Below are 13240 nucleotides of genomic sequence, written 5' to 3'. Positions count from 1 at the left end.
GGAAGGTCAGCCCTGAGTCTGCAGCCCGTAGCGCTCGCTTACCAGGGTGGCCAGGTTGTGGACCAACAGCTCGTTGGTGAGCGGACCGATTCCGCCCGGCACCGGGGTGATGGCCGACGCCACCTTGCTCACTTCGGCAAAATCGACGTCGCCGCGGACCTCCGACCCCACGAAGCTGAACCCGGCGTCTAGGACCACCGCCCCCGGCCGGACCAGATCGGCGGTGATCATTCCCGGATTTCCGGTCGCGCTGACCAGAATGTCGGCCGACCGGGTGACCTGGCGGAGCTGTTCGGGCGTCGTCTTGGAGTGGCAGTAGGTGAGCGTGGCGTTGCGCTGCAGCAGCAACCATCCGGCCGGCCGCCCGACGTTGCCGCTGCGCCCGATCACCACCACCCGCCTGCCGGAGATCGGAATCTGGTTGTGGTCCAGCATCCGCAGGATCGCGCCGGCGGTGGGCGGAGCCAGTTCGCTGTAACCGAGCGCCAGGTCCATGATTCGGCGCGGGGAGATGCACTCGAGGTCCAGGTGGCTTTGTACCGCCGCCACGTACGGGAGCGTGCGCGGACCGTTGAAGTCGACCGTGAAGGACTCGGGGAGCGGCTTCAGGATGATCACGCCGTGCTGGCTCGGATCCGACTGCAATTCGCCCAGGTCGTGATAGAACTCGGCCGCGTCGGTGCCAGCCGGGTAATTGTGAGCCTGGACCGGGATCTGATATCGGCCGAACGTGCGCTCGATGCTGCGCATATAGGTCGCGGTGGACGGATCGTCCCCGACCGATAGCGCGGAGATTTCCATATCGCCGTGGTCCCAGCGCACCCGGTCGAAGAACGTGCGCAAGTCGCGGCGCAATGCGCGCGCCGGCTCGCGGCCCGTCAGTTCTAGGTGATCGGCCAAATAACCCTCCGCTGCGTACTCGATTTTCCCCGGTCAAAGCCGCCGGCGCGCCGCTTCGGCAAGGCCCTGCCAGCGCTGCCGATCCGAGTCTTCGGGACACGATCGCAGGTTTGCGTCCAGGTTCGCCAAGGCGATCCCGGCCGCTGACCGGGCGAGCAGCGCGCCGCCCTCGGCGTCGCTTGCCAACCGGGGGTTGCCGATTTCGGCGACGGTCCGGCCGGCGTCGATCACCGCCAGCGCCGCCTCCAGGATCGAAACCGAGGTCGCCGACGCCGCCTTGGCGGAGTTTTGGATCTCACGCCGCCGGAAATCTTTCTGGGCCTCGTCTGAACGCGGCAACCTGACCGCCTTGCGATAGGCCGTGTAAGCGTCGGAATCGGCATCCACGGCCGCGACCGCGTCGGACTGGGCGCGCTGGCAGAGCGCTCGCGCGGATTCGACCCGGTCCCGTCCTGATGCGTCCAGCGTTTCCGGATTTGCATAGTGCGAGGCCATCTGAACCAGTGCCGCGCCCATCGCCACTGCGGCGGCGGCGGCGGCCCCGCCGCCCGGGGCCGGCGCGTGGGCGGCCAGCGCGTCGGCAAACGCGGCGATCCGCGGGCCCTGTTCTTCTGGGACTTCTGGGTTCAATGGTTTTGGGCGGGCCGTCGCCGGTCGGTCGGGAGCTTGCAATTTCGTCCAACAATTAGTTTGTACGAAACCTTCGGGAAATTGCGTGAGTGCTTCCGGAAACCCCTGAACCGCCGCTGGTCGCGATCGTTGGACCGACCGCCAGCGGCAAAACCGCGCTGGCGGTTGAGCTCTGCCGGGAGATCGGCGGCGCGGTGATCTCGGCCGATTCGCGTCAGGTCTACCGCGGCATGGATATCGGGACCGCCAAGCCCACGGCGTCCGAGCGCGGTGGAATCGATCACCACCTGCTGGACATTAGGACGCCCGACTGCCCGTATTCGCTGCCCGAATTCCTCGGCGACGCCAACGCCGCGATCGGCGCGATCCGGTCCGACGGGATGGTCCCGGTGGTGGTGGGCGGGACCGCGCTTTACGTTCATGCGCTGCTGGCCGGGTTTGCCCCCGGACCGGCCGATCCCGACCTGCGCAGAGCGCTCGAACGGGATCTGAAGCGTACCGGACTGAATGCGCTGAATGAACGACTCGGTGCCCTCGACTCCGCGGCCGCCCGCGCAGTCGACTCCAGGAACCCGCGACGCGTATTGCGGGCTCTGGAACGGCGGATCCTGGCTGGCCGCGGCGCCGTCGCCAAAAGCTGGCCGCAGCACCCGGCGATCGTATTGGGCCTCCATGATCGGCCCGCCCGGCGGACCGAAAAGATTGCCCGCCGCACCCGCATGATGCTCGCCTCGGGACTTACCGACGAAGTCCGCCGTTTGCTCGCCGGTTACGGTCAGTCGACCATATTGCAGACCACCATCGGCTATTCCGAATGCGTCGATTACCTGCTGGGACGCTGCGACCTGACCGCGGCCGAGCAGGGGATCCGGACCGCGACCAACCAGTACGCGCGCCGGCAGATGACCTATCTAAGAAATAAAATGCGCATTCAATGGCTTGAACCCGACCGACCGCAAATTCAGCAGGCGCTGACGCGAATTGGTCGGACCGGGTAGCCGATTCCCCTAGCGAGACCCATGCGATTTACCAAGCTGCACGGAGCCGGCAACGATTTCGTGCTCGTCGATACCCGCTCGGAAGACGAGCGCGATTGGCCGCAGTTTGCGCAGTCGGTATGCGATCGCCACTTCGGAGTCGGCGGGGATGGCGTGCTGCTGTTGCGGGGCGAACCGGGCGAGAACCTCGAGATGGTCATGTACAACCCGGACGGCTCTGCGGCCGAGATGTGCGGCAACGGCATTCGCTGCTTTGCCAAATACCTATACGACCGGGGCGAGATCGGCGAAGGCCGGACCGGCGTTCTTACCGGCGCCGGGCCGCTCTGGGTCCAGGTCCTGGGCGACGGCCCGCAGGGCCTTAGGGTTGCCACCTCGCTCGGCGTGCCGGACCTTGACGCGGCGGCGGTGCCGACGACGTTGGCCGCCGATATGGCGATCGAGGTTCCGCTGGAGATCGGCGGTCAGGAGATTGAGTTGACCTGCGTGAGCATGGGCAATCCCCACGCAGTCGCCCGGGTGGAATCGCCCGAGGAATTCGATCTCGAGCGCATCGGACCGCAAATCGAGCATCATCCGGCCTTCCCCGAGCGCACCAATTTCGAGATCTACGCTCCGGTGGTCACGCGCAATGGAGCCACCCTGCGAATGCGCGTCTGGGAGCGCGGCGCCGGGATCACCCTGGCCTGCGGATCGGGTGCGGGCGCCACGGTGGCGGCAGCAATGAAGACCGGTGCGATCGAATTCGGGCGGGTTGGGCTCGAGGTCGACGGGGGCCACCTTGAAGCCGAGTGGGATCACGAGCACGACGACCTGATCCTGATCGGACCGGCAGTCACCGTTTTTGACGCCGACTGGAACCATTGAGCCGACTGGCCAATATCACGCAAAGGTTGGTCAATTGACCCTTGACACCAATAACCTGATCGCGCGCCGCATCGCCGAACTGCCGCCATATCTGTTCGCGCGCCTGGATGCGCTGCGGGCCGAGAAGGCCGCCACCGGAGTCGACGTGATACCGGTCAGCATCGGAGACCCGGACCTGCCGACGCCGGAACCGGTCGTGGAACGCCTGCGCGAAGCGGCCGGCAACCCCGCCTACCACCGCTACAACGAGACCGCCATCCCCCAGTTCCGCCGCGCCATTGCCGACTGGTACCGGCGGCGGTTCGCGATCGATTTGGATCCGGACCGTGAAATCGTCCCCCTCATCGGCTCCAAGGAGGGGATCGCCCACGCCCCGGTCGCCCTGGTCGACCCGGGCGACCTGGTGCTGGTCCCGGACCCGGGCTACCCGGTCTACTCGATCGGCACCGAACTGGTCGGCGGCCGGGTGTCCTACATGCCGCTGCTGGCCGAGCGCGGGTGGACCCCGGATCTCTCCGAAATCGATCCGATGGACAGGTCCGCGGCCAAGCTGATGTGGCTCAATTACCCCAACAATCCGACCGCCGCGGCCGGTTCGGAGGGGTTTTTCGCAGAAGCGTTGGAATTCTGCCGCCGCAACCAGATCCTCCTCTGCCAGGACGCGGCCTATTCCGAGGTCACGTTCGACGGGTTCCGCGCCACGAGCGCCCTGTCCCAACCCGGGGCGCTAGATTACTGCGTTGAATTCCATTCGCTATCCAAGACCTACAACATGACCGGCTGGCGAATTGGCTGGGCCGCCGGCAACGCCGCCGTCATCGAGGCTTTGGCGCGGGTCAAGAGCAACATGGACTCGGGGATGTTCGCCGCAATTGAAGCGGCCGGCGTGGCTGCCCTGGAGATGCCCGAGGAATGGATCAGCAGGCGCAACAAGGCCCTGGAGGCGCGGCGCGATCGCGTGGTGGCGGCGCTGCGCCGGATGGGGCTGGCACCGGAGGTTCCCGCCGCCAGCCTCTATGTCTGGACGCCGGTGCCGCAGGGGTTTGATTCCAGTTCCTTTGCGGCCCACGTGATCGACGAGGCCGGCGTCGTGGTGACTCCGGGACTGGGATTCGGTCCCGGCGGGGACGGCTACTTCCGAATTTCGTTGACCACGCCGGATGCGCGCCTGGACGAAGCTATGGACCGACTGGCGCGACTTAACTTTTGAACCGCGAATCCGGGGAGCCGGTCTTCCTGGTTGGTCTGGAACTACCCGGGCGCGGCATCTGGACGCCGAAGGACAGCCTGGCCGAACTGAGCGAGTTGGCCGAATCGGCCGGCGCCCGGGTCTGCGGGCAGACTCTGCTGCGGGTGCGCCGCCCCAACCCGGCGTTGCTCATCGGGACTGGGCAGGCCGAGGAAGTGGTGGCAGAGGCCGCCCGGTTGCGAGCGCAGGCGATCGTATTCGACGCCGAGCTGCAACCGCGCCAGCAACGCAACTTGGAACGGCGCGCGCGCCGCAAGATCCTCGACCGGACCGCCTTGATCCTGGACGTGTTCGCCCGCCACGCGGGATCCGCCGAAGGCAAGCTGCAGGTCGCCCGGGCCCAGATCGATTACCTGCTGCCGCGCCTCTCCGACCTCTGGGTCCAGTTCTCGCGTACCGGCGGCGGGATCGGGACGCGCGGTCCGGGCGAGACCCAGATCGAACGCGACCGCCGCGAGCTGCGGGCGCGCCTCTCGGTCCTGGACCGCCAAATCGAACGGCTCCGGTCGCGGCGCTCCATCGCCCGCGCCCAGCGCGCCGAAGCCGGACTGACCGTCGCCCTGGTCGGATACACCAACGCCGGCAAGACCAGCCTTCACGCAGCGCTCTGCGGCGACGCCGATCCCGGCGAGCCGCGCATGTTCGCGACCCTGGATCCGAAGGTCCGCCGGGCCGAATTGCCGGGTGGCCAGTTGGCCCTGGTGATCGATACGGTCGGGTTCATCAACCGCCTGCCGCCGCGCCTGGTGGCCGCATTCAGAGCGACCCTGGAAGAAGTTGAATCAGCCGATGCGCTGGTCCACGTCGCCGATGTATCCGCCCCCCACCTGACGGAAAGGGTCGAGACGGTTGTTTCCACGCTGGAAGATCTTGGCCTGGCCGACAAACCAAGCGTCCTGGCGCTGAACAAGGCCGACCGCTTGCGGGCCGGAGAGAGCCCGCCGTTGCCCGGCGGGATGCTGGTTTCGGCCCGTACGGGCGCCGGGCTGGACGTACTGCGCGACGCGATCGGCAAGGCCGCCGCCGCCGACTGGCAGCAGTTTGACGTGGAACTCCCTTACCGCAGCGGCGCCCTGCTCGAAAGGATCAGATCCAGCGGGCGGATCGCAAGGCTCCGCTATGTCGGAGACCGCGTGTTGGTGCAGGGCAGCGGCCCGCCGGCCCTGCTGAACCGGCTGCGCCGATACGCGGCACCGGAATCGATTCACACTTGATCTGAGCAATCGCCTGCAATCGCCGCATCCGAGGGCTAGGCGCATCGAAGTTGTGTTCGATCACAATGCCGGGTCAAGCGTTGAAAGCATTCCAGATCGCCTGGCCCAACTGGTTATCCTGCCGTCGGCGGTCGCCAATCGATAACCGCCGACCAGGGCGGTGGCGGCGATTATCCGGTCGGCCGGATCGGCGTGAAACCCCTCGTTCGCGAGCTCCGCGGCCCGGAACGCGATCTCAGCATCCACTGAGACCGTCCGAAGTCCGTCAACCCGCAGCCGCCGATGGAGCGCGCGCGGCGATATCGCAAGATTCAATCGGCCTTTGTCGTTAAGCAAGGCGATTTCCCAAAAACTGAATGCCGAAGCGGTTACGGCGCCGCTTTCCCAGGCGGCCTGCAATCGCCTCAGTGCGTTTTCACCCATGCGTTCTGAACCCGCAACAAACCACAGCAGTACGTGGGTGTCCAGCAGGATCAACGCGCCGACCCACGTTTAGGGTCCAGCACTCGGTCAGGATCGTTAATGGCATCCCATTCCTCAGCCGGCACGACCGGGGCCATGACGTCGCCTACGACCCGGACTGTGTCCCGGTATCGACCCCAAATCTGCGGCGTCGATTTTCTTGCCGGAACCAATCGCGACACGGGTTTGCCGTACTTGGTGATCACGATCTCTTCGCCAGTCTCGTTTACTTCGTCCATAAGCGCCAGGCAGCGGTTCTTGAATTCGCCCGCCGAAATCGTGCGTTGCTCGGTGTTCGCGCCGCTCATGTCGAATCCCTCGAGTTCCCTTTTGTCATATTATTGCCATAGCCAGTAGCTATAGCTATTTGTAGATAGATTGAATCGGCGACGGCTCTTCGCCTCGGGTAATTGCGAGCGAATCAGACCCATCGAATCGCCGTTTCATAGGGCGGCGTCGGGCTTTAAGAATGCCGCGATCAGTTGGCGCGATCCACCGTCCAAAGGAGCAGGGGAGGCGAATTCGCGTTATTGCGCGTCGTCAGGTCCCGTATTCCGGCCCGCGACGGCATCTGCCAGCGGTTGCGAATAGCGATCGAATGCCGAGCGGAGATGCTGGATCGAATAGTGGGCGTAAATGGTCTTTGTCGTTTCCGGCGAGGCGTGACCGAGGAGATCTTGGACCTGGGACAGGTCGGCTCCCCGATCAAGCAGAGTGGTTGCTTTCAGGTGACGGAAATCGTGCGTAGACGCGGAGACCCCGGCGGCACGCGCGTAGCGCTTGACTGTCAGCCAAATCGATTGCGGCGATAGTCGCAGTTTTTCGCCCCGTGGGCCAGGGTTCCCACGCGCCGGATGTCGAATGAATAAGGGTGCGAATGAATCGCTTCGCAGGGCCAAATAGGCGGCAATGTGTCCGAGCGAACTCTCGTCGAAAAAAACCACCCGTTGTTTGTTGCCCTTACCGGTGATGATCGCTTCCCCACGTCGCCCGGCTTCGACGTCGGCCCGATTCAGAGAAGCGACTTCGGCGCGTCTCATTCCGGTGCTGTAGAGGGTATTGAGGATCGCGCGGTCGCGCAGGATGCGGGTCGCCAGGTTGGGATCGGAGCGATCCTCGGGCAACGGAGTTCGATTGGCCGTCTGAACGACCAGCGCGAGGGCCGAATCAACGTGTGGAGTCAGGTAATTCTTGCGGACCTTGACCCGTCGCAATTGCTCGCGCGAGCGCTCGATCGAGATGTGCGGGATCGATCCCTCCCCGGCCAGAAAGCGCAGCAGGCCTCGGAGGCCGGAAAGGTACGTCTCGACCGTGGATAGGCGGTCGCGCCCGTGTAGATCAACCAGCCAGAGGTAGAACTGCTCCAGCGATCGCTCCGGAAGCGAATCGATATCGTCGGCTGCAGGGTCGATGCCCAACGCCGCCAGGTAGGCCCGGAAGGCCTTGAGCCCGGTAGCGTAGGTGTTGCGCGTCGCCGGAGACTTGGCCCGATTGGCCAGCAGGAATCCGTCGATCGCTTGATTGATCGTCATCGCACTTTACATAATAAAAGGCTTTGCAAACCGGGATCGTTCCACGGCCGTATAAAGCGAAAGAGCCTGCATCGATAATCGAGCGCGGTGGTGCAGCACCGGAGGGGTCCATGCACGATCCGGAAATTGACGCAGACGCCGGCCTGACGGCGCGGATTTCCGCAGCCGTCGGTGCCCCCTGGGCAATGGCAGGCCTAACCGGCCTGCTCGCGGGTGGTCTGGTGACTTCCCTCTACTTCCCGCTTTTCGAACTGGGTTGGATGGCCAATCCGGCATTTGACTTCGTCGATCTGCTGATCCGCTTTTCGCCCGGCCAGCTGGCAACCTGGTCGATTGAAACCCTGGGGCCGCTGGGCAAGACTCTCCTTGAGGCTTCGGGACTGGCGACCTGGATACTGGCCACCGGGGTCCTCTCGGCGCTGGTCTACCGGTTCGCGCCGCAAACCGACTCGCTCGCCCAGCGATCGCTCCTGGCCGGTGCGATCTTCCTGGTGGCCCAGTTGACGATCGAACTCCTGGCCGAACTCTCCTTCTACGGACTGGGCGGCATTTTCTGGCTGGTCGCCGCGGCCGCCCTATACGGCTACCTATCGCAGGCCTATGCCCCGTTGCCCGCGCCGGCCGCCGAGTCGGTCGCCAGCGCAACTTGGCCACCGCCCCGGCGCTCTGGCTGGCTCCAGCGGCGCTCGCGCCGCGAGTTGCTGGCCCTCTCGGCCGCAACTGCGGTGGCGGGATCGTTCGGCGCCATTGCCGCGCAGCGCGGGATTCTGGCTTCCCGGGCCGAGCCTCCCAGCCCCGAACCGGTGGCGATCGAGGGCTTCGACTCCGACTTCATGCAGGCCGCCAACACCCGTCCCTTGGTTACATCCAACGAAGACTTTTATCGGATCGACATCTACACCCGTACGCCTACATTTGCGCGGTCCAACTGGTCGATGCAGGTTGGCGGACTGGTGGACCGGGAGTTGAGTTTTTCGATCGACGACATCGAGCGGCTGCCCATGCAGGAGATGTACGGCACGCTGCAGTGCATTTCCAACGAGGTTGGCGGCGAATTGATCTCCACCACCCGCTGGACCGGCGTGCCGCTGGCCGAAGTCTTGGATCTGGCCGGGCTGCAGCCGGGCGCCCGCGACGTGGTGTTTCATGCCCCGGGCGGATATGACGATTCGATACCGATCGAAAAGGCACTGGAACCCACGACGCTCCTGACGTACGGTATGAACGGCCAGCCGCTTCCTGCCGCGCACGGGTTTCCGCTCCGCGCATACATCCCCAACATCTACGGGATGAAGAACGTCAAGTGGATCACCCGGATCGAAGTCACCGACCGCGATCACGAGGGCTACTGGCAGCGCCGCGGCTGGTCGGACATCGCGATCATCAAGGCCACCAGCGCCTGGGACCTGGCCGGCCGGCGCCGAACCGGCCGGGTGCAAGTGGGCGAGGACATCATCGGGGGCATCGCGTTTGCCGGCAACCGCGGAATCTCGGCGGTCGAATGGCGACGCAACGATTCCGATGTTTGGACGCCGGCCGAACTCGAAGACCAGCTCAACGAGACGACCTGGCGCCGCTGGAAAGCCAACCTGGGCCTGGATCCGGGCACTTACTTCCTTGAGGTGCGGGCATTCGACGGGGCGGGCGATCCGCAACCTGAAAAACGCACCCCGACCCACCCCGACGGGGCCGGCGGGTACCACCTGATTCAACTGGCGGTGGTCGAGTAAGGCAGCGGCTTTGCCGCGGGCGGCTACTGCCGTGCCGGGGCCGCGCCGCAGCGCGACTGATTCGAACGCAGCCGGTACGGTCGCCGTGCCGGGCTATCCAATAATTGGTCGAGGACTTGGCCGGCCCCGGGATCCTCCACGCGGGCCCGACAGGATGTGACGATGCGCCTAACCCAGGAACAAATCGATCATTTCGACCGCGAGGGCTGGCTAATAGTCGAAGCGGTATTTGATCCGGAGACGGATTTCGCGCCGTTGCTCGCCGACTATTCGGCCATCGCTGACCGCCAGGCCCCGAAATTACTGAGTTCGGCTCAATATGCCGGGTACGATCACGCTTGGAATTTCGAGCAGAAGATGCTCTACCTGGCCGAAAGCACGGGCGGATTCGACCATCAGCCGTACGACATCTCGCTGCCCCCCAAGGGGATCGACCCCGCGGTAGAGATGTACACCGGCGAATCTGCCTTCCGCCTGCTCTCGCACCCGCGGCTGCTGGACATCGTCGAGTGCTTCATCGGTTCGGAGATTTATTCCAATCCGGTCCAGCACATCCGGGTCAAGGTTCCCGAGCGATCGGTGCCGGACAGCCGGTCGGTATCGAATATGGGAATCGGCAACGCGACCCTCTGGCACCAGGACAACGGGGTCATCACCGAGGACGGCGACGTTACCCCGATACTGACCTGCTGGGCCCCAATCACCGACGCCAGCGTGGAGATGGGCTGCCTGGCCGCGATACCGCGCTCGCACCGATTGGGCCTCGCGCCGCACTGCCTGGCCTCGACCGGCCTGCACATCCCCACCGAAAACGTGGAAGAGAGCCTGATGCGGCCACTCCCAATGGCGGCCGGATCGGTCCTGTTCCTGCACCGCCACACCCTGCACCGGTCACTGAACAACGTCTCCGACGCGGTGCGCTTCAGCTTCGATCTGCGCTACTCCCCGACCGGCCTTCCCACCGGGCGCGAAGTCTTTCCCGGATTCGTGGCCAGATCAAGGCTCGATCCGGCCAGCGAGCTGCATGATGCCGGGTCCTGGGCGCAGAGCTGGCGCCGGACCCAGTTGCATTTGTCGGAGGTCGGCAGCTACGCCGGCAATCGCTACAACGCCGACGCAGTCTTCTGCTAGGGAATCGCAATGGACACCAACCGCAAGTACCTGCTGGTTAACCGGCCTCGCGCCGAGCCTTCACCCTCTGATTTTTCGCTGGTCGAGGAACCGGCCGGGCAGCCGGGCGAGGGCCAGGTGCTGGCACGAACGATCTGGCTGAGCGTCGACCCTTACATGCGCGGTCGGATGCGACCCTCGCGCAGCTATGCCGATCCGGCCGGCCTGGGCGAGGTGATGGTCGGCAGCGGAGTAGGCGAGGTCGTTGCCTCGCGCTCTCCGCGCTTTAAGCCCGGCGACATCGTCGAGGGTGACTTCGGCTGGCAGACTATGCCCACGATTGACGCCGACGGACTTGATCTGGTCGACCCCGAGCTGGCGCCGATATCCACCGCGCTTGGCGTGCTGGGAATGCCCGGCATGACCGCCTATTTCGGTTTTCTGGAAGTGGGCCGCCCGCAACCCGGGGACACTGTGGTGGTCTCCGCCGCCTCGGGAGCGGTCGGCGGTGTCGTCGGACAGATGGCCCGGATCGGCGGGAACCGCGTGGTTGGAATTGCCGGATCGGATGCCAAACGCGAATATTGCCTGCAGCGGCTCGGCTACCATGCCTGCATCAACCGCCGCGATGAGGATGTCGGCGCGGCGCTCGACCGCGAATGCCCGAACGGGATCGACGTCTACTTCGACAACGTCGGCGGGCCGATCCTGGACGCGGTTCTGCAGCGAATCAACCTGGGTGCGCGCATCGCAATCTGCGGGATGATCTCCGAATACAACCTGCCCGAACCCGAACGGGCCGTTCGCCCCACGCGCGCCCTGCTTTCGAATCGCGCCACGATGCAGGGCCTGCTGGTGCGCGACTGGTGGCACCTCCGCCAGCGCGGGCTCAGTCGGCTGGCGGGCTGGATAGCATCCGGTGAGCTCTACTACCGCGAAGAAACCGTCACCGGATTCGAGAGCATGCCCCAGGCGCTGATCGGACTGCTTGAGGGGGAGAACTTCGGTAAGCGCCTGGTCAGGGTCGCCGACCCACCCCCGGGCGTGATTGCTGGTGGGGACGCGCGATAGCGCTTGGCGCCAGCTGGATGCCGACGGTATTCCAGTCGGTAACTCGACGGCTGACTCGATTAGCTGACCCCCGGCGGGCGCGTTTGTCCGGGCAACTTCGCCACAAGCCGTGAGCCCGGCCGGCTCGATAGCGCGCCGCTGCGCGAACGGCTACGCCAGCTGGTCGAAGCGGGTCAGGACGTCAAATATGCAGCTGGCGCCGAACCGCAGACACTCGTCGGGAATACGCTCGTCGGCAGCGTGAATTAGACGAAAAATCTCGATGTCGGGTGGAAGGTTCATCGGCAGGAAGCCGTAGGACTGGATCCCGATCCGGCGGAATTCGCGACCGTCGGTGGCTCCAACCATCAGCATCGGCATCGGCCGGGCATCCGGGTCGTGCTCTCTGAGCACCTGTTCGAGCAGCGGCAACAGGCGCAGGTCGGGCTGTCCGAGCGGTTCGCTCATCGCCCGCGGGGGATCGAATTCGACCTCCTCCCCGACCAGGTTTTCCAGGTCGGAGACCAGTTTTTCGGGCGTTGAACTGGGCAGGATGCGGGCGTCGAAATTCAGCTCCACGACGCTGGGCACGACGTTGAACTTGTCGCCGCCATTGATGACCGTCACGTTGACGGTGTCGTGCAGGACGCAGTCAAAGATGTCGCCTCGCGGGCCCATGCGGTCCAGCGCGGAGTCGGCCCGTTCGGGGTCGAGCAGGGCCAACACCTGGGCCCGCTCGGGGTCCTGCAGGCCGTTGGCGACGGCCTCGACCATTCCGGCCGCGGCCGGAGTGACCGACACCGGCAGGCGGTTCTGGTCGAGGGTCGTCAGGACCCGGCCCAGGCGCGCCATGATCCCGCCGCGGTGAATCATGGCGCCGTGGCCGCCGGGACCCCTTATGCGTCCGGTCAGGCGAACGACGGTTTTCTCGGACACCTGGATCGGGTAGTACGTTTGACCGAACATCTCCTCGCGGTAGCCGCCGAATTCGCCCAATGCGAACCGCACCCCTTCGAACAGTTCAGGGTGTTGATCGACCATGAAACCGGCGCCGTACTCGGCTCCGGCTTCTTCGTCCGCGAGCAGGCAGAGGATCACGTCGCCGGGCAGTTCGGTCTGCTCGTGGACGGCGCGCAGGAAGGCGGCGATCATCATCGCGTCGCCGCCTTTCATGTCCAGGCTGCCGCGCCCCCAGATCACGCCATCGACAAGATCTGCCGCGAACGGGTCCCTGGTCCAGGGCTGTCCGGCGGTGGTCACCACGTCGACATGTCCGTACAGCAGGAGCGGCGGTTCGTCGCCGCCCCGGATGCGGGCCACGAGATTGGGACGGTCCTGGTCCAGCGCGTAAAGGCGCGATTCGATTCCGTATTCCCCCAACAGGCCCTTGATCCATTCGATGCAAGCGCGCTCGTTGCCGGGCGGGTTGGTCGTGTTGAACCGGATCAGGTGCCGCAGTAAGGCGCCCGGATCGGCATGGATTCCGGCCAGGTCGCCG

At 65.3% G+C, this 13240-nt stretch carries 13 protein-coding genes; 7 read left to right on the top strand and 6 right to left on the bottom strand.

The features are described from left to right. Window positions 1-6: 6 nt before the first annotated feature. Together F4X41_01785 and F4X41_01780 are read right to left on the bottom strand one after the other, a co-directional pair. Entirely contained in the window at window positions 7-900 is an 894-nt protein-coding gene (locus tag F4X41_01785; GenBank protein MYB15755.1) for a bifunctional 5,10-methylene-tetrahydrofolate dehydrogenase/5,10-methylene-tetrahydrofolate cyclohydrolase, read from the bottom strand. 33 nt (window positions 901-933) lie between these two features. After that, window positions 934-1572 (bottom strand): cyclodeaminase/cyclohydrolase family protein, encoded by a 639-nt coding sequence (locus F4X41_01780; protein MYB15754.1) that lies wholly within the window; start codon window positions 1570-1572, stop codon window positions 934-936. A gap of 47 nt (window positions 1573-1619) precedes the next feature. Between F4X41_01780 and miaA the strand changes: the two genes are divergently transcribed. From miaA to hflX, 4 genes are read left to right on the top strand one after another with little or no spacing between them, the layout of a single operon-like run. Then, on the top strand, window positions 1620-2528 hold the full coding sequence (gene miaA, locus F4X41_01775) for a tRNA (adenosine(37)-N6)-dimethylallyltransferase MiaA (protein MYB15753.1): 909 nt from the start codon (window positions 1620-1622) through the stop codon (window positions 2526-2528). Window positions 2529-2549: 21 nt separating this feature from the next. Next, window positions 2550-3395, top strand: a complete 846-nt coding sequence (locus F4X41_01770) for a diaminopimelate epimerase (protein MYB15752.1) — start codon at window positions 2550-2552, stop codon at window positions 3393-3395. 55 nt (window positions 3396-3450) lie between these two features. Then, a complete protein-coding gene (locus F4X41_01765; GenBank protein ID MYB15751.1) occupies window positions 3451-4605 on the top strand; it encodes an aminotransferase class I/II-fold pyridoxal phosphate-dependent enzyme in 1155 nt (384 codons plus the stop codon). Beyond that, on the top strand, window positions 4602-5858 hold the full coding sequence (hflX, locus tag F4X41_01760) for a GTPase HflX (protein MYB15750.1): 1257 nt from the start codon (window positions 4602-4604) through the stop codon (window positions 5856-5858). Before F4X41_01765 ends, hflX begins: the two co-directional genes overlap by 4 nt. Window positions 5859-5918: 60 nt before the next feature. Here the strand turns inward: hflX and F4X41_01755 are convergent, their stop codons facing one another. The 3 genes from F4X41_01755 to F4X41_01745 all read right to left on the bottom strand — a co-directional run bounded on the left by F4X41_01755 (window position 5919) and on the right by F4X41_01745 (window position 7852). Further along, window positions 5919-6335: a type II toxin-antitoxin system VapC family toxin gene (locus F4X41_01755; GenBank protein MYB15749.1), complete on the bottom strand. Its 417-nt coding sequence runs from the start codon at window positions 6333-6335 to the stop codon at window positions 5919-5921. Further along, window positions 6332-6628: a type II toxin-antitoxin system Phd/YefM family antitoxin gene (locus F4X41_01750; protein MYB15748.1), complete on the bottom strand. Its 297-nt coding sequence runs from the start codon at window positions 6626-6628 to the stop codon at window positions 6332-6334. The genes F4X41_01755 and F4X41_01750 overlap by 4 nt, the downstream gene beginning before the upstream one ends. Before the next feature lie 219 nt (window positions 6629-6847). Then, window positions 6848-7852, bottom strand: coding sequence for a tyrosine-type recombinase/integrase (locus tag F4X41_01745; protein ID MYB15747.1), 1005 nt, complete (start codon window positions 7850-7852; stop codon window positions 6848-6850). 110 nt (window positions 7853-7962) lie between these two features. Here F4X41_01745 and F4X41_01740 point away from each other — a divergent pair, with 110 nt between their 5' ends. From F4X41_01740 to F4X41_01730, 3 genes are all read left to right on the top strand, one after another. Further along, window positions 7963-9582 (top strand): molybdopterin-dependent oxidoreductase, encoded by a 1620-nt coding sequence (locus tag F4X41_01740; protein ID MYB15746.1) that lies wholly within the window; start codon window positions 7963-7965, stop codon window positions 9580-9582. 162 nt (window positions 9583-9744) lie between these two features. Beyond that, entirely contained in the window at window positions 9745-10713 is a 969-nt protein-coding gene (locus F4X41_01735; GenBank protein MYB15745.1) for a phytanoyl-CoA dioxygenase family protein, read from the top strand. A 9-nt stretch (window positions 10714-10722) separates the two neighbouring features. Then, the gene (locus tag F4X41_01730) at window positions 10723-11763 is read left to right on the top strand and encodes an NADP-dependent oxidoreductase (protein MYB15744.1); all 1041 of its coding nucleotides are present in this window, start codon (window positions 10723-10725) and stop codon (window positions 11761-11763) included. Window positions 11764-11913: 150 nt separating this feature from the next. Here the strand turns inward: F4X41_01730 and F4X41_01725 are convergent, their stop codons facing one another. After that, window positions 11914-13224 carry a M20/M25/M40 family metallo-hydrolase gene (locus F4X41_01725; GenBank protein ID MYB15743.1) on the bottom strand — a complete coding sequence of 437 codons (1311 nt, stop codon included), beginning with the start codon at window positions 13222-13224 and terminating at the stop codon, window positions 11914-11916. Between the last annotated feature and the right edge of the window lie 16 nt (window positions 13225-13240).

The organism is Chloroflexota bacterium (assembly GCA_009840625.1).
Classification (GTDB): Bacteria; Chloroflexota; UBA11872; order UBA11872; family VXNJ01; genus VXNJ01.
The sequence above is the reverse complement of the archived record's forward strand: the minus strand, read 5'-3'. Positions and strand labels throughout refer to the sequence as shown.

What these genes read in the sequence shown, in the direction of transcription:
- F4X41_01770 (MYB15752.1), top strand. Translation starts at nt 2,550, where the DNA reads ATGCGATTTACCAAGCTGCACGGAGCCGGCAACGATTTCGTGCTCGTC.
- F4X41_01750 (MYB15748.1), bottom strand. Translation starts at nt 6,628, where the DNA reads ATGAGCGGCGCGAACACCGAGCAACGCACGATTTCGGCGGGCGAATTC.
- F4X41_01745 (MYB15747.1), bottom strand. Translation starts at nt 7,852, where the DNA reads ATGACGATCAATCAAGCGATCGACGGATTCCTGCTGGCCAATCGGGCC.
- F4X41_01740 (MYB15746.1), top strand. Translation starts at nt 7,963, where the DNA reads ATGCACGATCCGGAAATTGACGCAGACGCCGGCCTGACGGCGCGGATT.
- F4X41_01735 (MYB15745.1), top strand. Translation starts at nt 9,745, where the DNA reads ATGCGCCTAACCCAGGAACAAATCGATCATTTCGACCGCGAGGGCTGG.
- F4X41_01730 (MYB15744.1), top strand. Translation starts at nt 10,723, where the DNA reads ATGGACACCAACCGCAAGTACCTGCTGGTTAACCGGCCTCGCGCCGAG.